This is a genomic window from Enterobacter cloacae complex sp. CARB60 (genome assembly GCF_036487345.1).
Taxonomy (GTDB): domain Bacteria; phylum Pseudomonadota; class Gammaproteobacteria; order Enterobacterales; family Enterobacteriaceae; genus Enterobacter; species Enterobacter asburiae_D.
This window is the reverse complement of the sequence record NZ_JAZKLC010000002.1, coordinates 859222-876783: the sequence shown is the minus strand read 5'-3', so window position 1 is coordinate 876783 and position 17562 is coordinate 859222. Positions and strand designations below refer to the sequence as shown.

Below are 17562 nucleotides of genomic sequence, written 5' to 3'. Positions count from 1 at the left end.
TATTGTCTGATTAATCATCGCCCATCACCTCAAATATTTTACACATCTTTTTTTGCATAGCTTTTTGGATTTGGCTACAGATCTCTTTTGTAAATCTTTGATTGTACACTTTCGATATGTTTGTATTCGGAACCCATCCCATAACATAAGATCGAATTAACTCTTCATTTATGTTCCCATTTTCTATCGTCGCATTCCTTACCTCTTTAGAAAATTCATAGTTCCAGGTATGCCTCAACTTATGTCCTGAAAAATTCTTTGGTAAGCTATCAATCTCTTTTATTCGCTCGAATAACTTCTCATACGCTGCCATTGTCAACGGTAATCCTCTATTAAGAGAGCTACCCTGTGTTATGAACAGAAAATCATGTTTGTGCTTCTTTATGTTCTTTTGTCGTTCACCTTGTATGTAAAAGTAGATCTTACTTTCAAGCCACTCTGACATGTAAATGTTTCTGTTCAAAGTTTTAACAAGCGGCTGCTTGATCCTGTTATCCGTAAGATCATCATGACGACGAATAATTTTGATCGTCCTGTTTTCAAGATCTATATCTCGCAAACGAATGTTCAAAAGTTCTCCTGCTCGCACACCCAACATGTACAGCATGATTACTATTAATTCATTCCTTGTGCGAACTGTCTTTGAAAACGGATTTTGAGGAGAGGATGATTTTATTGCAGAAAAAAGTTGCCTCTTTTGGTGATCATCAAGAGATTTTGACTCTGAGGTATAATAGTCATCATCATAACAAAGTTTCGGTTTTTTGCTGTCCAGCGTTCTTATGAATACATTTTGTTTTTTTACTTCCACTTTCTTATCATATAAAAGATAGTTAGAAAGCCATGTGAAATACCTGCTAATCCAATTTATCCTGTTATACTTAGTTTTTACACTTATTGGTTGCCTTCTTCCATGTGTAATTTTTACAACTTTTTTTGTAGTATGGTTTAAACCTAAATAGTAGACCAATTCATCTATCTCTTGAATAGTCAGGAATTCTAATTCCATTATCCTTTCTATTATGTCTATATTCTTCAGATTTAAATAATCATTCAATAACAGTAAGGTCCTGATTACTGCTTCCATCGTCTTTACTGAGTGAGTTCGGTTTCTCACCTCTACTGTTATATACATGTTTTCGTAATATCTCGGTATGTTAGTCGCCCTATCAAATAACAAACAATACCTCTCACCGTTCTCAAACATGAAATTCTTTACATAAAAATTACCCACAATAACCCCCTTTTTTTACTTTTTATTCTCTAACTATGGTTGCAATTTAACTCTCTTTAATTTTGACTATTTTTTCCAATCCTAAATAAATCATAAATATATGGAACATTTGTCTTTTTTTGCAAATTTTTTACAATTTCATTTAATAGTAGAACTAAGCTCTGTTATGTTTACTGCCTTTTCCTTTTAATTACGAGAAAGTAGTATAAACAATACCTGTAATAACAAACGTAAAAAATATTGCAAATAACTCGAAATAAGCCCTGAAAATAATTGACAAAATTATTGTTTATAACATTACATGATAGAATGTATGCAGTACAAATTTATTTTCAGCAAAACCAAAAAAAAATTAATATACCGTTATCAGTAGTTATCTCTCTGGAAATAAAAGCGTGATACAATGGTCTTCTGGTTTGCAAATGCATTGACTATGGAAGGTTCACCATGAATAGAGTATTGAAAACACTCGTTATTGGATTGCCACTTATAGGTGTTTTTTACGGAATATACTTTGGATATTTTCCTAATGCACCAGATATGCACCGGAAGGAAGATATAATAGGAACGTGGGCAACAAATGGTTCGTATTCATATAATGAACAGGGAATTATAGTAAGCACAAAGGTAAAAACATCTTATTTTTCAAACGGAAAATACAATGTTAGTGGCGAAATGTCTTATAGCTCCGATAAAATCAATAATACTAATTTGTTTGTATCTTATAGAGTAAATGGTGCTGGCGAATGGCAAATCAATGATAAAGAGTTAGTTATCTCTCTCAACAATTTGAAATCAAATCCTGATAAAATCATCTATAATGGAGAAGAAGTCGATCTTCAGAACTTATCTCTTCTTGAAAAACTCACAAACAAAAATTTCCCTGCTGTAGAAGACATGCTGGCGAAAGGGGCAAGCCAATCGTATAGAATCATCATTGATAACCACAATTACAAAAAACTTGATGTGATAAATCCCTTTGGAAATAATTTTAACATGGAAATGTATAGAGAGAAGTAGGCGTATGCATAAAACACGGCCAGTGTTCCATTGGTCGTGTTTTTCCGCACACACCTAACCATATAGTTAAGTTTTATTGATTATAAAATTTTCATAGAATATTAAGTTCAACTCATACGTTGACTTTAGATTTATTTCACTATAGATATTAGTAAATACCATATATTTATAGAGGTGCTATATGAATAAAATAAAAATACAGTTTTTCCATGAAAATGATGATATAGATGAAACAGAGTTTTTCCAATCCAAGAATAATTACGATGATGAGTTATTTAGTGAATACCGAGAATTTTTATTCAGAGATGCAAATAATAATATTTTCAGGAGAAAAATAAAGATACCTGTAGTGTCCTTAATTAAAGAAAATACGATTGTTGATTTTGTTGAAAAAGATAACTGTGTAATGCTTTCTTTTAATAACGAATACTCAAAAGAAAATGATATTATAGATGAACCCGATAACCATTATAGAAAATCGGGAAATATTCGCCGTCTGTTGTCTCCAGGTGAAAACAATGGGAGGCTATGTGATATAGATCTCCCATTAGAAATTTTAAAAGACCAATATAAAGGTTATATCCGAGTTTCTTTAACTACTCAGGGCGATAGTGAGGGTTTAGTTTAACTAATTCATCTTCTGCTTTTTGCAGTGTTTCAAATGGTCCAATTTCGTCTGTTGGATCATTTTTATTAACAAGGAAATATTCATATTCATCCTTATCTTCTAGATTACTCTTTTTCTTAAGCCTCTTATCGATGTAGTATTCTTTTGACTTACTTTTGTATGAGCCTGTTTTCATTTTTTCTACATTCCTTTCAAGTTAAGGGCTGTTTCAATAGTTTGCTTTTCCAATGCAGCATTTGAGCTTTTAATTAAGTAATTTAAAACCTCATTAAACAAGTCATTCCATTTCTTTCTTTCATCGACATTAATCCAATCCTTAAAGAGAGCTTCTTCTATGGAGGTCCAGATTACTTTTTTATTAGGTTCTTCCAGTAGCTGCCTGAAGATATCATCAGGAGTAGTTAGTGCATGGGATATGATTTTGCTTGTAGAGCCAGTATTGTTGGTGATCTGCCAGAAAGGTTGAGGCTCGGTTAAATCAGATAGGCAGGTAAATGCTAATCCCCGAACTTGAGTGTCACCAACGGTGCAAAACTGATCCACCCCAGCGGTTGAAAATTGATCCAGGGGTTAATCTGCTCCTCTGAATACAGGGGAGCTTATGATCACTTTTGAGATTCGTATGGAAATTAAAGTCCTGCACAAGCGGGGAATGAGTATCCGGGCCATTGCCAGGGAGCTGGGTATTTCGCGCAATACTGTCCGCAGCCACCTGAAAGCTAAATCTGAAAAGCCGCAGTATTCACCACGCCCGGCACCATCATCACTGCTCGATGAATACCGTGATTACATCTCTAAGCGGATCAGCGATGCGCATCCCTACAAAATTCCGGCGACCGTTATTGCCAGGGAAATCATGGAGCTGGGCTATCGTGGAGGGCTTACTATCCTGAGAGAGTTCATCCGCAAACAGACCCTGCCAGCACAGGCAGAACCGGTCGTTCGCTTCGAAACCGAGCCCGGACGGCAGATGCAGGTTGACTGGGGGACCATGCGAAACGGCAAGTCACCCCTGCATGTGTTCGTTGCTGTTCTGGGATACAGCAGAATGCTTTACATCGAGTTCGCCGACAACATGCGCTACGACACGCTGGAAGCCTGTCACCGCAATGCGTTCAGCTTCTTCGGCGGTGTACCGCAGGAAGTCCTGTACGACAATATGAAAACGGTGGTGCTGCAGCGTGATGCTTACCAGACCGGGCAGCACCGGTTCCATCCTTCCCTGTGGCAGTTCGGTAAAGAGATGGGCTTCTCTCCCCGCCTGTGCCGTCCCTTCAGGGCGCAGACTAAAGGCAAGGTGGAGCGGATGGTGCAGTACACCCGAAACAGCTTCTATATCCCGTTAATGACGCGCCTGCGCCCGATGGGGATCACCCTCGATGTTGAAACCGCAAACCGTTACGGCCTGCGCTGGCTGTACGATGTGGCCAATCAACGTAAGCATGAAACTATCCAGACCCGCCCCTGTGATCGCTGGGTGGAGGAACAGCAATCCATGCTGGCACTGCCACCGGAGAAGAAACAGTATGACGTGCAGGTTGATGAAAGCCTGATGACCTTCGACAGGCAGCCGTTGCATCATCCACTCTCCATCTATGACACGTTCTGCAGAGGAGCCGCATGATGGTCGAACTGCAACATCAACGGCTGATGGTACTTGCTGAACAGCTGCAGCTGGACAGTCTTATCGGCGCAGCGCCGGCGCTGTCGCAACAGGCGGTGGATCAGGAATGGAGCTACATGGACTTCCTGGAGCACCTGTTACATGAGGAGAAACTGGCCCGGCATCAGCGTAAACAGGCGATGTACACGCGGATGGCAGCCTTCCCGGCGGTGAAGACGTTCGAGGAGTACGACTTCACCTTCGCCACCGGCGCTCCTCAGAAGCAAATCCAGTCGCTGCGATCCCTGAGCTTCATAGAGCGTAACGAAAACATCGTGTTGCTGGGGCCATCGGGCGTGGGAAAAACACATCTGGCGATAGCTATGGGCTACGAAGCAGTACGGGCGGGCATCAAGGTTCGCTTCACAACAGCAGCGGACCTGCTGCTACAGCTGTCCACTTCACAGCGTCAGGGCCGTTACAAAACGACTCTCAATCGTGGTGTCATGGCCCCGAAGCTGCTTATCATCGATGAAATAGGCTATCTGCCGTTCAGTCAGGAGGAAGCCAAGCTGTTCTTCCAGGTCATCGCCAAACGTTACGAGAAGAGCGCGATGATCCTGACCTCCAACCTGCCGTTCGGGCAGTGGGACCAGACGTTCGCAGGTGATGCGGCCCTGACATCGGCGATGCTGGATCGGATCTTACATCACTCACACGTAGTCCAGATAAAAGGAGAGAGCTATCGACTGAAGCAGAAACGAAAGGCCGGGGTTATAGCGGAAGCTAATCCTGAGTAAACAAGGTGGATCAATATTAAACCGTTGGTGGTGACGGTTAGTGGATCACTTTTTACCCGTTGTTGACATTGAGCAGCGTGCATTGTGCTACTGACTCTATGGCTATCTCTCCAGGAACGAAGGTCTTTCAATAGGTAATTAACCCGCTGGTTTCTGGCTTTACTGTCTTCAGATTGATACTGGACGTAGGTTGGTCCATCGCCGTTCTGACGATAACGGGCAAGAGTTTTGACACTGATACCAAGGTAGAGTGCCGCTAAATCGACACCTAACGTAGTGTCATCAGGCATATCACCAAATAACTGCCAAACTTCGGACAGTTCTCTCAATGTTTCAACAACACTCATCCATTACTCCCTGTTGTCAGATAATGGTGGATATTTTGCTGATGCTAAAAGTGCATTGTATAACGTAGGCGCAGTCATCAACATATGCAATTCAATGCGCTGTAGAGCCTCATAAACCCGATCTTCGTCTGGAACAGCATAACGCTCTGTTGGATCTGTCGTATTGCGGTGGTTAAGCAGCTTCTTAACGACAGCATAAGAAGTAAGTTCTTCTGCTACTCTTCCGAAAGTTCGTCTTAGGTCATGCATACCAAGTTTGACGATCTCAGCTTCCGTACATAGATACTCTCTCAAACTTTTACTATCTGAATAGTGTCCAGCTTTGCTTCTTTTGGAACGGGCAGGGAAAACCCATTTTAGTCTTTCTTGACGAGTTTCTGCTTCCTGAACAATGTCCCTTCTGTCTTCCAGCACCCGTTTCACAGCATCACAAATAGGAAGCTCGTGGTCATTTCGGTTCTTTGTGTCGTAGAATCGAATCTTTCGATTTTCGAGATCGACATAGCTTGTCGTTTTGGCTTCTTCGTTAGTAAGGTATTCTCGCCAGCACAGAGAAGCTGTTTCTTCTTTACGAGCACCAAGAAGAACCGTCAACAGTAGGTAATCACAACCCAAACGGTTAAAGCTTCTCTTGTTGTGTAGTGCAGTCAGAAATCTACCTAAGCTGTCTTTCGGAGAAAGTGGGTTTCGAACACCTTTCGCTTTGTAGCTATCCTCAAGCTCAGAACGAGTCCTGAATTTTTTCTGTACCTTTAAAATACTAAAAGGGTTGTAGGATAGTGAAGGTTGCCGTTGCTGTGTCTGCGCATTCCCTGCTTCAATCTCGATTGCGTGTTTGACCGCAACGTTGGCCCACCTGAATGTCTGCTCCGCTGCTGTTCTGGCTCTTGAGGCAATTTCATCAAACTTACGAAGGATGTCATTACCAGTGAGATCCTTCACTCGTAAAGCTTCCCACTCTTTCAGACGATTTTCTGCTTTGTTCAGCACATTAAGTGTATTCGGCTTTGCTGGTTTAGACCTTCCAAGTAGGTGTTGACGGTATTGAGCGAACACTTCACTGATAGTGAGTTCTGAAGCTTCTGTTTCTCGCTTAATCCTATTAGGATTCCTCTTTGTTGCGATCATCGTCTGAACCAACTGTCGTGCTGCTTCACGAGCTTGATCGATACTCGGAAAATCAGAAACATTCCCAACTTTTACTTTAAGCACAGAACTTGGTTTCTTACCTTCACTCACACTACGATCACCAGAAGATACTCTTCGCTGGATTACATAGGTTTTTTTCGTCAAACTTACCTTTACCCCGAATCCCACAGGGGCGTCCCTGTGATCATCAAAGACTATGTAAGGTTTTTGATCAGGGTTAGCTTCGAAAACAACTTTTCCAGAGCTACTAAGTTCTGGCTTAACATGGATGCTTAACTTGTTGATAATAAAAGACTGAGTGAGAGTTGTTTTCAAAGTACCACCACTGTTTGTAGCCCAGAAAAAGAGTAAAACCAATCTATCACGTTCTGAGCTACAGGTGAGCTACAAATTTGCGGGTTCATGTGAGTTTAACAGAGATTTAAACGGGGCCACATGAGTACCTGAAAGATTAAAAAAACGAGTAAAATCAAAATGAATGAAGACATAGACAAGGACTTATCTAGCCATACACCGATGATGCAGCAGTATCTGAAGCTGAAAGCACAACATCCGGAAATCCTGCTGTTTTACCGTATGGGCGATTTTTACGAGCTGTTTTATGACGATGCTAAGCGCGCATCGCAGCTGCTCGACATCTCGCTGACCAAACGTGGCGCATCGGCAGGCGAACCCATTCCTATGGCAGGTATCCCGCACCACGCGGTAGAAAACTACCTGGCGAAACTGGTGAATCAGGGTGAGTCCGTCGCCATCTGCGAACAGATTGGCGATCCGGCGACCTCAAAAGGCCCGGTGGAACGCAAAGTGGTGCGCATCGTCACGCCCGGCACCATCAGTGATGAAGCCCTGTTACAGGAGCGCCAGGATAACCTGCTGGCCGCGCTGTGGCAGGACGGAAAAGGGTTTGGCTACGCGACGCTGGATATCAGCTCCGGACGTTTTCGTCTGAGTGAACCGGCTGACCGTGAAACGATGGCAGCCGAACTGCAGCGCACCAACCCGGCAGAATTGCTCTATGCCGAAGATTTCGCCGAGATGGCGCTGATTGAAGGTCGTCGCGGGTTGCGCCGCCGTCCGCTGTGGGAATTCGAAATTGATACCGCGCGCCAGCAGCTGAATCTGCAGTTTGGCACCCGCGATCTGATTGGCTTTGGCGTTGAAAATGCCCCGCGCGGGCTGTGTGCGGCTGGTTGTCTCCTGCAGTACGTGAAAGATACCCAGCGCACCTCTCTGCCGCATATCCGCTCTATCACCATGGAGCGCCAGCAGGACAGCATCATCATGGATGCCGCCACGCGCCGTAACCTCGAGATCACGCAGAACCTGGCGGGTGGCGTAGAAAATACGCTCGCGTCGGTCCTCGACAGTACGGTGACGCCAATGGGCAGCCGCATGCTAAAACGCTGGCTGCATATGCCGATCCGCGATACCGATACGCTGGTTTGCCGTCAGCAGACGATTGCCGCGCTGCAGGATCGCTATGCCGAGCTGCAGCCGGTCCTGCGCCAGGTGGGCGACATGGAGCGTATCCTGGCCCGTCTGGCTCTGCGAACCGCGCGACCACGCGACCTCGCGCGGATGCGTCATGCTTTCCAGCAGCTGCCGGAACTGCGCGCGCAGCTGAGTGACGTTGACAGCGCGCCGGTGCAGAAACTCCGCGAAACCATGGGCGAGTTTACCGAGCTTCGCGAGCTGCTGGAACGCGCCATTATCGATGCGCCTCCGGTTCTGGTGCGTGATGGCGGCGTGATTGCCCCAGGCTACAACGAAGAGCTGGACGAATGGCGCGCGCTGGCCGACGGTGCGACGGACTACCTCGACAAGCTGGAGATCCGCGAGCGCGAACGTCTTGGGCTCGATACCCTGAAAGTGGGGTATAACGCGGTACACGGTTACTATATTCAGATCAGCCGCGGGCAGAGCCACCTGGCGCCGATTCACTACGTGCGTCGCCAGACGTTGAAAAACGCCGAACGCTACATTATTCCTGAACTGAAAGAGTACGAAGACAAAGTCCTCACCTCGAAAGGTAAAGCGCTGGCGCTGGAAAAACAGCTTTATGACGAGCTGTTCGACATGCTGATGCCGCACCTGGCCGACCTGCAGCTGAGCGCCAGCGCGCTGGCGGAGCTGGACGTGCTGGTGAATCTGGCTGAACGCGCTGAAACCCTGAACTATACCTGCCCGACCTTTACCGACAAGCCCGGCATTCGTATCACAGAAGGCCGTCACCCGGTGGTAGAGCAGGTGCTGAATGAACCGTTCATCGCCAACCCGCTGAGCCTGTCACCGCAGAGAAGAATGTTGATCATTACCGGTCCGAACATGGGCGGTAAGAGTACCTATATGCGGCAGACGGCGCTGATTGCGCTGCTGGCGTATATCGGCAGCTACGTCCCTGCGCAGAACGTGGAGATTGGCCCAATCGACCGCATCTTTACCCGCGTCGGGGCAGCGGACGATCTGGCGAGCGGTCGTTCAACCTTCATGGTCGAGATGACCGAAACGGCAAACATTCTCCATAACGCGACGGAGCACAGCCTGGTGCTGATGGACGAAGTCGGACGCGGAACGTCAACCTATGATGGCCTGTCGCTGGCATGGGCCTGTGCCGAAAGCCTCGCGAATAAAATCAAGGCCATGACGCTGTTCGCCACCCACTATTTCGAACTGACGCAGCTGCCGGAGAAAATGGAAGGGGTTGCGAACGTTCATCTGGATGCGCTGGAGCACGGCGATACCATTGCCTTCATGCACACGGTGCAGGATGGCGCGGCGAGCAAAAGCTATGGCCTGGCCGTCGCAGCGCTGGCAGGTGTGCCGAAGGACGTGATCAAGCGCGCGCGGCAGAAACTGCGTGAACTGGAAAGCCTGTCGCCGAATGCGGCGGCGACGCAAATTGATGGTACCCAGATGTCGCTGCTGGTGCCTGCGGAAGAGACGTCCCCAGCGGTGGAAGCGCTGGAGAACCTCGACCCGGATTCACTGACGCCGCGTCAGGCGCTGGAGTGGATTTATCGGTTGAAGAGTCTGGTTTAGTTGTCTGCGGTCTGTTTGTCGGGTGGCGGCTTCGCCTTACCCGACCTACAAAACCGTAGGCCCGGTAAGCGCAGCGCCACCGGGCTTTTTTTACAACAGCGGCGGGATCGTCGGCACCTGCGGCGCCTCGTCAATATCCTTCTGCGTCATGCGGAACGCTTCCGGGTAATGCTCGCGGCTGGTACGACGCAGCGGTTCGGTATCGCGCCAGGTATATAAACAATGCTGGCACTGGTAAACGGTCCAGACACCTTTTACCGGCGACGTCGCCATCACTTCAATATGCTCATCGGCACAACGTGGACAAATCATCTTTTCCTCCTTATTGGCGTGCTGCCAGCATCGCGGTCAATTTTTCGGCCCAGGCTTTGGTTTCAGGCAGATCCTGTACCGGCTGGCTGTAGTGGCCTCGGGTGTCCGGTGCAACCGGCGTGGTGGCATCGATAATCAGCTTGTCGGTAATGCCCGCCGGGCTGGAGCCAGGGTCAAGCTCGAGGACCGACATGTTCGGCAGCTGCACCAGATCCCCTGCCGGGTTCACTTTTGACGACAGCGCCCACATCACCTGTGGGAGGTTGAACGGATCGACATCCTCATCCACCATGATTACCATCTTCACGTAGCCCAGACCGTGCGGCGTGGTCATGGCGCGTAAACCGACCGCGCGGGCAAAACCGCCGTAGCGTTTTTTGGTAGAGATAATCGCCAGCAGACCGTGGGTGTACATCGCGTTCACCGCCTGCACTTCCGGGAATTCTGCTTTCAGCTGCTGGTAGAGCGGTACGCAGGTGGCCGGTCCCATCAGATAGTCAATCTCGGTCCACGGCATGCCAAGGTAGAGGGATTCGAAAATCGGCTTGGTGCGGTAAGAGACTTTGTCGATACGGACCACCGTCATGTTGCGGCCACCGGAATAGTGTCCGGTAAACTCGCCGAACGGCCCTTCGATTTCACGCTTGCGGCCCTCAATCACCCCTTCAAGGATCACTTCAGAACCCCACGGCACATCGAAGCCGGTCAGCGGCGCGGTGGCAATCGGGTACGGGCTTTCACGCAGCGCGCCGGCCATTTCATACTCGGACTGATCGTATTTCAGCGGCGTGGCGCCCATCAGGGTGATGATCGGGTCGTTGCCCAGCGTAATCGCAATCGGCAGGTCTTCACCGCGCTCTTCCGCTTTATGCAGATGCAGGGCGATATCGTGCATCGGAACCGGCTGGAGGCCGAGCTTGCGCTTGCCCTTCACTTCCATGCGGTAGATCCCGACGTTCTGCTTGCCGAAGTGGTCCGGGTCGAGCGGATCGCGCGAGACAACGCACGCTTTATCGAGATAAAAACCGCCGTCACCGTCGTTCAGGCGAAACAGCGGCAGGATATCGAACAGGTTAATGTCTTCACCGTCCACCGTATTCTGCGCCCAGGCCGGGTTGGCGCGGCGCTCCGGCGTGACGGGGAATTTATCCCAGCGGCGGATAAACTCGTCGATCTGTTTTTTTACCGGGGTGTTCGCAGGCAGCCCCATAGAAATGGCGTGGTTCTGCCAGGAGCCGATGGTGTTCATCACCACGCGGGCATCGGTAAAGCCACGAATATTGTCAAACCACAGCGCGGGCGCGCCGTCGCCAATGCGGCCGGTCGCGTTGGCCGCCGCCGCCAGATCGGGCTCGGCGTTAACCTCTTCCTCAATTTTCAGCAGTTGCCCTTGCTCATCGAGCGCCTGCAGGAAGCTTCTCAAATCATCAAATGCCATCTTTATTCTCCTGTGAAAAATGTTTCGCCTCCCGCAGCCCGTTCCAGCGGCGCGCCTTTTTATGCTCCAGACCGAACTGGTCGAGCACGCGGGTCACAATATGCTGGGTAATGTCATCGGCGGTTTGCGGGTGGTTGTAATAAGCAGGCATGGGCGGCACTATCGCCACGCCCATGCGGGAAAGGGCAAGCATGTTCTCAAGATGAATGGTGCTGAGCGGCGTTTCACGGGGAACCAGCACCAGCTTGCGCCCTTCTTTCAGCACCACGTCTGCCGCACGGCCCACCAGCCCCTCGGCGTAACCGGCGCGGATACCCGCCAGCGTTTTCATGCTGCAGGGAATGACGATCATGCCTTCGGTGCGAAACGAGCCGGAGGAGATGGTGGCGGCCTGGTCAGCCGGACTGTGGACAACGTCAGCCAGAGCAGCAACGTCCTGCGCGGTGTAAGGCGTTTCCAGCTCAATGGTGGTCTTTGCCCACTTAGACATAACCAGGTGGGTCTCCACCTCCGGCATTTCCCGCAGCGCCTGAAGCAGCGCCACGCCCAGCGGAGCACCCGTTGCTCCCGTCATTCCCACGATCAATCTCATTCATCACCTCAAATATTTGTTCGTACACGAACATTATGAATAAACTACTCCAGGATCGGTTTCATGACAAGATTGTTCGCATACGATCACACGAATGGCTAAAAAATGCCGCGTTAAAATTGAGAGCAATAGCGGCTATCATAGAGGGAGATTTTTTCCGTCGGAGTGTTCATGGAACTAAGACAAGAGGCGTTCCACCTGTTACGTCAGCTTTTTCAACAGCATACCGCGCAGTGGCAACATGCCTTACCGGAACTGACCAAGCCACAGTATGCGGTGATGCGCTCCATTGCCGAACATCCGGGTATTGAACAGGTGGCATTGACCGAAGTGGCGGTCAGCACAAAAGCGACCCTGGCAGAGATGCTCAGCCGCATGGAGGCGCGCGGGCTGGTCAAACGCGAGCACGATCCTGCCGATAAGCGCCGCCGGTTTGTCTTCCTGACGCCAGAAGGCGAAGCCCTGCTTGCAGGCTGTAAACCGGTTGGCAACGAGGTGGATGAGGCGTTTTTAGGACGTCTTAACAAGGCCGAGCGGGAGCAGTTCTCCGTGCTCATCAAAAAAATGATGCACGATTAATTCACGCTGGCGCGCATAAAATCGATAAAGGTGCGCACTTTCGCTGACACATGCCGGGCATCAGGATAAACCGCATAGATGCCCTGCTGCGCAAAGGTATATCCCGGTAAAACCGGGACCAGTTTTCCCGCATCAAGCGCATCGCGCGCCAGCCATTCCGGCAGTAACGCCACGCCTCCGCCTGCGAGCGCAAAAGCCATCAGGGCCTGAGCGCTGTCGGCAAACAGGCGCGGCGCTTTTTTTATCTCCAGCGTTTCAGGCGCACCGCTGGCATCTCTCACCTGCCAGCGCAGCGGCGAGGCCAGACGCTCGTGAATAATCCAGTCCGCGTGGGCCAGCTGCGCAAGCGTTTCGATCGGATGGTTAACGAGCCACCCGGGCGTCGCGACGGGGAGAATGGAGAAGTGCGAAATCAGCGCGGCGTGGTTGCGCGAATCGGCAAGCGTTCCCAGCCGGATGGCCACGTCAAAGCGCTCCGAGATAAGGTCGGCGTGCAGGGACGACGAAACATGTCGCACGCGAAGATCCGGGTGCTGCTGGCTAAACCTGGCCAGCAGCGGCACCACCACCTGTGAGCCATATTCGGGCGTAGTCGTGATCCGCAGCTCCCCCGTGAGTCCCGCATGATTCGCGCGGACATCATCCTGCAGCCGTTCCGCATCCTTCAGAAGCGCCACGCTGCGTTGATGAAAAAGCGCGCCCGCCTCGGTTAACGTCAGGTGGCGGGTGGAGCGCAGCAGCAGCGTAACGCCCAGCTCATCTTCAAGCTGGCGAATATTGAAGCTAACCACGGCTTTTGTCAGCCCCATTGCCTCGGCTGCAGCAGTGAAACTGCCGGTATCGGCCACCGCGACAAACATCTGCGTTCGCTGCAGGTTAATCATCATCACGCCTTTTACTGTCAAAATATTTTTGACAGTATATCGCGCTTTGTCAGGTTTATCCGTGCTTCCCGGGTCGATACGATACGCCACCTCACCGGAGGATCCACCATGACGTATCGCAGCAAAGTCGCCGTTGTTTATCTGCTGGGCTTTTTTCTTGATTTGATCAACATGTTTATTGCCAGCGTCGCGTTCCCGGCAATGGCTCACGCCTTTAACACCACGCCTTCAGCCCTTGCCTGGGTCAGTAACGGGTATATTGCCGGTCTGACGCTGGTGATCCCGTTCAGCAGCGTGCTCACGCGCCGCATCGGGCCAAAGCGCGTCATCCTGCTCTCGCTTTTTCTGTTCAGCGCAGCCTCCGCAGCGGCGGGCTTGTCTGCAACGCTTGAAAGTCTGATCGCCTGGCGCGTGCTCCAGGGCGTGGGAGGAGGATTATTGATCCCCGTCGGACAGGCGCTGACCTGGCAACAGTTTAAGCCTCACGAGCGTGCCAGACTCTCCTCGGCGGTGATGCTGGTCGCGCTGCTTGCCCCGGCATGTTCCCCTGCTATCGGAGGCCTGCTGGTGCAGACGCTAAGCTGGCGATGGATATTTTTCGCTACGCTACCTGTCGCTATCGTGACCTTTGTTTTAGCCTGCCTGTGGCTTAAACACGAAATGCCCGCGATGAACGCGGCCAGACTGTTAAACCTGTCATTGCTCGCGGACCCGCTTTTACGTTTTTCCATGCTTGTTTATTTATGCGTGCCTGGCGTATTTATTGGGGTGAACGTCACGGGCATGTTTTATCTTCAGCACGTGGCGAACATGAGCCCCGCCGCAACGGGGATGCTCATGCTGCCGTGGTCCGCGGCATCGTTTATCGCCATCACGGCAACGGGACGCTATTTTAACCGTATTGGCCCCCGACCGCTGATTGTCGTAGGCTGCCTGCTGCAGGCGACGGGTATTTTGCTTTTGATTAACGTCAATTCGGCTACGCTGCTGCCTGCCGTTGCGTTTACCCTGATGGGCGCGGGGGGAAGCCTGTGCAGCAGTACGGCTCAGAGCAGCGCGTTTCTGACCACGCGCCGGGAAGAGATGCCGGATGCCAGCGCGCTGTGGAATCTTAATCGTCAGCTGAGCTTTTTTGCCGGTGCCCTGCTGCTGGCGCAGGCGCTAAACCTGGCGCAGGCCTGGCTGCCGCCGCTCGCCGCGTGGCACGGGATGTTTATTTTTGCCGCAGGCATGACCTTGCTGCCTGCACTGTACGTTTTTCGTCTTAACAATACGCAGGTGCTCACCCAGCTGCGACAGGAGAATTCATGACGCCTTTCGAACACGACATTATCGACCTCCACATTGCGCTTGAAGACTGGTTAGGCAAAGGTGAAGGTGATTCCGACGCCCTGCTCGCCCGCTTCCATCCAGATTTCCTGATGATCCCGCCGGGCGGCGTTCATATCGACTATATCGGTCTTGTCAGTTTTCTGGAAAAACAGCGCGGAAGCCGTCCCGGCCTGAAGATCGTCATTGACGAATTATCCACGATCCAGCGCTGGGATCGTGGCGAGGTGCTGCACTACCGGGAGACGCAAACCCGGCCCGACCTGCCCGTCAACGTGCGCTGGTCAACCGCGGTGCTCAATCAGGAAGGCGATCGGATAGTGTGGCGCCTGCTGCACGAAACGGCGCAGCCGTAGCGCAAAAGAAAAAGGCCCGTCTCACGACGGGCCTTTTTTGACGAAAGGTTGCTTATTCGCGGAACAGCGCTTCGATATTCAGACCTTGCCCCTGCAGGATTTCACGCAGGCGGCGCAGACCTTCAACCTGAATCTGACGAACACGTTCACGGGTCAGGCCAATTTCACGGCCGACGTCTTCCAGTGTCGCAGCTTCATACCCCAGTAAACCGAAACGACGTGCCAGCACTTCACGCTGTTTGGCGTTCAGCTCGAACAGCCATTTGACGATGCTCTGTTTCATGTCATCGTCCTGCGTGGTGTCTTCCGGACCGTTGTCTTTTTCATCGGCCAGGATGTCCAGCAGCGCTTTTTCGGAGTCGCCACCCAGCGGGGTGTCAACGGAGGTAATGCGCTCGTTGAGACGCAGCATACGGCTTACGTCATCAACCGGTTTATCGAGTTGTTCGGCAATTTCTTCTGCGCTTGGCTCGTGGTCCAGTTTATGGGACAACTCGCGCGCGGTGCGCAGATAAACGTTCAACTCTTTGACGATGTGAATCGGCAGGCGGATCGTACGGGTCTGGTTCATAATAGCCCGTTCGATGGTCTGACGAATCCACCAGGTCGCGTAGGTTGAGAAGCGGAACCCGCGTTCCGGGTCAAACTTCTCAACTGCGCGGATGAGACCTAAGTTGCCCTCTTCAATCAGATCCAGCAGAGCCAGACCGCGATTGCCGTAACGGCGGGCAATTTTCACGACCAGTCGCAGGTTACTTTCGATCATGCGACGACGCGAGGCAACATCACCACGCAAAGCACGACGTGCGAAATAGACTTCTTCTTCGGCCGTTAGCAGTGGGGAGTAACCAATCTCCCCAAGGTAAAGCTGAGTCGCGTCCAGTACACGCTGTGTGGCGCCCTGCGATAACAGCTCTTCTTCAGCCAAATCGTTATCACTGGGTTCCTCTTCTACTAAGGCTTTTTCGTCAAAAGCCTCTACTCCGTTCTCATCAAATTCCGCGTCTTCATTTAAATCATGAACTTTCAGCGTATTCTGACTCATAAAGGTGGCTCCTACCCGTGATCCCTGAACGAGACACCCTGGCTGGCATGCCCCGTCAAATTATCGCTGCGGCAAGTATTGCAGCGGGTTTACGGATTTCCCCTTGTAACGAATTTCAAAATGCAAGCGTGTAGAACTGGTTCCGGTGCTACCCATGGTAGCGATTTTTTGCCCCGCCTTAACTTCTTGTTGTTCCCGGACCAGCATTGTGTCGTTATGGGCGTAGGCACTCAGGTAATCATCGTTATGTTTGATGATAATAAGATTACCGTAACCGCGCAGAGCGTTACCGGCATACACAACGCGTCCGTCTGCGGTCGCGATGATAGCCTGTCCCTTACTCCCTGCGATATCGATCCCTTTATTTCCCCCTTCGGAGGAAGAGAAGTTCTCGATAACCTTGCCGTCAGTTGGCCAGCGCCATGCAGAGATTGGCGAACTGGAGGTCATACTGCTGGCAGTCGGTTCAGTAGAGCTAACCACAGGTGCCGTTACCGGTGCTGTGACAACAGTCGCAGTCCCTTTATTATTCGGCAACATTTTGTTAGCAGTCTGATCACCTGAATCCTCAGAATACGTAATTACAGGTTGTGAAGCAACCACCGTGGTGGATTTTTGTGCAGGCTTAACGCTGTTATTTTGAGCCGTCACATCGGCCGCTGAAACGGTGTTGCCAGGCGTGAGCGGCGTGCCCGTCGCGTTGCCCACCTGGAGCGTTTGCCCGACTTCCAGACCATACGGGGCCTGGACGTTATTGCGCTGCGCGAGATCACGGAAATCGTTCCCGGTGATCCACGCAATGTAGAACAGCGTATCGCCGCGTTTCACGGTATAGGTGCTGCCACCGGTATAGCTGCCTTTCGGAATGTTCCCATACTGACGGTTATAGACTATGCGGCCATTTTGGGTCTGAACAGGCTGTTCCACTGGCTGAATCTGCGTCGGCTGCGTCATTGGACGCTGAACCGGCTGAATTGGCGGATTTTGTTGCGCCGTAGAGGTGCCCATTTTAGGCGGAGGTGTGATCAACATTCCGCTGGACGTGTTACCCGAGCCGCTGTTTCCACCGACAGAACTGACGGGCGCAGGCGCGTTGTTAGAGCTTGTACAGCCTGCCAGCCAGAGCGAAACCAGTGATAATGCCGCAACACGGCTGATGGTGAATTTAGGGCTTCCCGCGCTCATTTATCCCCCAGGAATGTGT

Annotated in this window: 18 protein-coding genes and 1 pseudogene; 8 read left to right on the top strand and 11 right to left on the bottom strand. The window is 50.7% G+C overall.

Going from position 1 to position 17562, the window contains the following annotated elements; genetic code table 11:
* Positions 1–10: 10 nt before the first annotated feature.
* Complete coding sequence (locus tag V4835_RS05305) at positions 11–1009, bottom strand: tyrosine-type recombinase/integrase (protein ID WP_331411402.1); 999 nt, start codon at positions 1007–1009, stop codon at positions 11–13.
* Positions 1010–1681: 672 nt separating this feature from the next.
* On the opposite strand from V4835_RS05305, the gene V4835_RS05300 reads away from it, so the two are divergent.
* Positions 1682–2254, top strand: coding sequence for a hypothetical protein (locus V4835_RS05300; protein WP_331411400.1), 573 nt, complete (start codon positions 1682–1684; stop codon positions 2252–2254).
* A gap of 181 nt (positions 2255–2435) precedes the next feature.
* On the top strand, positions 2436–2882 hold the full coding sequence (locus V4835_RS05295) for a hypothetical protein (protein ID WP_331411398.1): 447 nt from the start codon (positions 2436–2438) through the stop codon (positions 2880–2882).
* Here V4835_RS05295 and V4835_RS05290 read toward each other — a convergent pair.
* Together V4835_RS05290 and V4835_RS05285 are read right to left on the bottom strand one after the other, a co-directional pair.
* Positions 2851–3057 carry a hypothetical protein gene (locus V4835_RS05290; RefSeq protein WP_160744843.1) on the bottom strand — a complete coding sequence of 69 codons (207 nt, stop codon included), beginning with the start codon at positions 3055–3057 and terminating at the stop codon, positions 2851–2853. The genes V4835_RS05295 and V4835_RS05290 overlap by 32 nt on opposite strands.
* Positions 3058–3062: 5 nt before the next feature.
* On the bottom strand, positions 3063–3425 hold the full coding sequence (locus V4835_RS05285) for a hypothetical protein (RefSeq protein ID WP_331411397.1): 363 nt from the start codon (positions 3423–3425) through the stop codon (positions 3063–3065).
* A 58-nt stretch (positions 3426–3483) separates the two neighbouring features.
* Between V4835_RS05285 and istA the strand changes: the two genes are divergently transcribed.
* Positions 3484–4506, top strand: coding sequence for an IS21-like element ISSen3 family transposase (gene istA, locus V4835_RS05280; RefSeq protein ID WP_279750628.1), 1023 nt, complete (start codon positions 3484–3486; stop codon positions 4504–4506).
* Positions 4503–5285, top strand: coding sequence for an IS21-like element ISSen3 family helper ATPase IstB (gene istB, locus V4835_RS05275; protein WP_001531258.1), 783 nt, complete (start codon positions 4503–4505; stop codon positions 5283–5285). The genes istA and istB overlap by 4 nt, the downstream gene beginning before the upstream one ends.
* A gap of 68 nt (positions 5286–5353) precedes the next feature.
* Here istB and V4835_RS05270 read toward each other — a convergent pair.
* Positions 5354–5632: pseudogene (locus V4835_RS05270) on the bottom strand (hypothetical protein); the annotation flags it as partial.
* A gap of 3 nt (positions 5633–5635) precedes the next feature.
* Entirely contained in the window at positions 5636–7096 is a 1461-nt protein-coding gene (locus V4835_RS05265; RefSeq protein WP_331411396.1) for a tyrosine-type recombinase/integrase, read from the bottom strand.
* A 159-nt stretch (positions 7097–7255) separates the two neighbouring features.
* Here V4835_RS05265 and mutS point away from each other — a divergent pair, with 159 nt between their 5' ends.
* Positions 7256–9823 (top strand): DNA mismatch repair protein MutS, encoded by a 2568-nt coding sequence (gene mutS / locus V4835_RS05260; protein ID WP_331411395.1) that lies wholly within the window; start codon positions 7256–7258, stop codon positions 9821–9823.
* 90 nt (positions 9824–9913) lie between these two features.
* Here the strand turns inward: mutS and V4835_RS05255 are convergent, their stop codons facing one another.
* The 3 genes from V4835_RS05255 to V4835_RS05245 are packed head-to-tail and all read right to left on the bottom strand — an operon-like array spanning position 9914 to position 12165.
* Positions 9914–10135, bottom strand: coding sequence for a non-oxidative hydroxyarylic acid decarboxylases subunit D (locus tag V4835_RS05255; protein ID WP_003862116.1), 222 nt, complete (start codon positions 10133–10135; stop codon positions 9914–9916).
* 10 nt (positions 10136–10145) lie between these two features.
* The gene (locus tag V4835_RS05250) at positions 10146–11573 is read right to left on the bottom strand and encodes a non-oxidative hydroxyarylic acid decarboxylases subunit C (protein ID WP_023308982.1); all 1428 of its coding nucleotides are present in this window, start codon (positions 11571–11573) and stop codon (positions 10146–10148) included.
* A complete protein-coding gene (locus V4835_RS05245) occupies positions 11563–12165 on the bottom strand; it encodes a non-oxidative hydroxyarylic acid decarboxylases subunit B (RefSeq protein WP_331411394.1) in 603 nt (200 codons plus the stop codon). The genes V4835_RS05250 and V4835_RS05245 overlap by 11 nt, the downstream gene beginning before the upstream one ends.
* A 171-nt stretch (positions 12166–12336) precedes the next feature.
* On the opposite strand from V4835_RS05245, the gene V4835_RS05240 reads away from it, so the two are divergent.
* A complete protein-coding gene (locus V4835_RS05240; RefSeq protein WP_331411393.1) occupies positions 12337–12744 on the top strand; it encodes a MarR family winged helix-turn-helix transcriptional regulator in 408 nt (135 codons plus the stop codon).
* On the opposite strand, the gene V4835_RS05235 is transcribed toward V4835_RS05240, so the two are convergent.
* Positions 12741–13628 (bottom strand): LysR family transcriptional regulator, encoded by an 888-nt coding sequence (locus V4835_RS05235; RefSeq protein ID WP_331411392.1) that lies wholly within the window; start codon positions 13626–13628, stop codon positions 12741–12743. The two genes, V4835_RS05240 and V4835_RS05235, sit on opposite strands and share 4 nt — an antisense overlap.
* Positions 13629–13736: 108 nt before the next feature.
* Between V4835_RS05235 and V4835_RS05230 the strand changes: the two genes are divergently transcribed.
* On the top strand, positions 13737–14939 hold the full coding sequence (locus V4835_RS05230; RefSeq protein WP_331411391.1) for an MFS transporter: 1203 nt from the start codon (positions 13737–13739) through the stop codon (positions 14937–14939).
* Positions 14936–15313: a DUF4440 domain-containing protein gene (locus V4835_RS05225; protein ID WP_331411390.1), complete on the top strand. Its 378-nt coding sequence runs from the start codon at positions 14936–14938 to the stop codon at positions 15311–15313. The genes V4835_RS05230 and V4835_RS05225 overlap by 4 nt, the downstream gene beginning before the upstream one ends.
* Positions 15314–15365: 52 nt before the next feature.
* Here the strand turns inward: V4835_RS05225 and rpoS are convergent, their stop codons facing one another.
* Together rpoS and nlpD are read right to left on the bottom strand one after the other, a co-directional pair.
* A complete protein-coding gene (rpoS, locus tag V4835_RS05220; RefSeq protein WP_008499600.1) occupies positions 15366–16358 on the bottom strand; it encodes an RNA polymerase sigma factor RpoS in 993 nt (330 codons plus the stop codon).
* Positions 16359–16418: 60 nt separating this feature from the next.
* The gene (gene nlpD / locus V4835_RS05215) at positions 16419–17543 is read right to left on the bottom strand and encodes a murein hydrolase activator NlpD (RefSeq protein WP_029741538.1); all 1125 of its coding nucleotides are present in this window, start codon (positions 17541–17543) and stop codon (positions 16419–16421) included.
* Positions 17544–17562: the final 19 nt, after the last annotated feature.

What these genes read in the sequence shown, in the direction of transcription:
- V4835_RS05305 (WP_331411402.1), bottom strand. Translation starts at nt 1,009, where the DNA reads ATGGAATTAGAATTCCTGACTATTCAAGAGATAGATGAATTGGTCTAC.
- V4835_RS05300 (WP_331411400.1), top strand. Translation starts at nt 1,682, where the DNA reads ATGAATAGAGTATTGAAAACACTCGTTATTGGATTGCCACTTATAGGT.
- V4835_RS05295 (WP_331411398.1), top strand. Translation starts at nt 2,436, where the DNA reads ATGAATAAAATAAAAATACAGTTTTTCCATGAAAATGATGATATAGAT.
- V4835_RS05290 (WP_160744843.1), bottom strand. Translation starts at nt 3,057, where the DNA reads ATGAAAACAGGCTCATACAAAAGTAAGTCAAAAGAATACTACATCGAT.
- istA (WP_279750628.1), top strand. Translation starts at nt 3,484, where the DNA reads ATGATCACTTTTGAGATTCGTATGGAAATTAAAGTCCTGCACAAGCGG.
- istB (WP_001531258.1), top strand. Translation starts at nt 4,503, where the DNA reads ATGATGGTCGAACTGCAACATCAACGGCTGATGGTACTTGCTGAACAG.
- mutS (WP_331411395.1), top strand. Translation starts at nt 7,256, where the DNA reads ATGAATGAAGACATAGACAAGGACTTATCTAGCCATACACCGATGATG.
- V4835_RS05255 (WP_003862116.1), bottom strand. Translation starts at nt 10,135, where the DNA reads ATGATTTGTCCACGTTGTGCCGATGAGCATATTGAAGTGATGGCGACG.
- V4835_RS05250 (WP_023308982.1), bottom strand. Translation starts at nt 11,573, where the DNA reads ATGGCATTTGATGATTTGAGAAGCTTCCTGCAGGCGCTCGATGAGCAA.
- V4835_RS05245 (WP_331411394.1), bottom strand. Translation starts at nt 12,165, where the DNA reads ATGAGATTGATCGTGGGAATGACGGGAGCAACGGGTGCTCCGCTGGGC.
- V4835_RS05240 (WP_331411393.1), top strand. Translation starts at nt 12,337, where the DNA reads ATGGAACTAAGACAAGAGGCGTTCCACCTGTTACGTCAGCTTTTTCAA.
- V4835_RS05235 (WP_331411392.1), bottom strand. Translation starts at nt 13,628, where the DNA reads ATGATTAACCTGCAGCGAACGCAGATGTTTGTCGCGGTGGCCGATACC.
- V4835_RS05230 (WP_331411391.1), top strand. Translation starts at nt 13,737, where the DNA reads ATGACGTATCGCAGCAAAGTCGCCGTTGTTTATCTGCTGGGCTTTTTT.
- V4835_RS05225 (WP_331411390.1), top strand. Translation starts at nt 14,936, where the DNA reads ATGACGCCTTTCGAACACGACATTATCGACCTCCACATTGCGCTTGAA.
- rpoS (WP_008499600.1), bottom strand. Translation starts at nt 16,358, where the DNA reads ATGAGTCAGAATACGCTGAAAGTTCATGATTTAAATGAAGACGCGGAA.
- nlpD (WP_029741538.1), bottom strand. Translation starts at nt 17,543, where the DNA reads ATGAGCGCGGGAAGCCCTAAATTCACCATCAGCCGTGTTGCGGCATTA.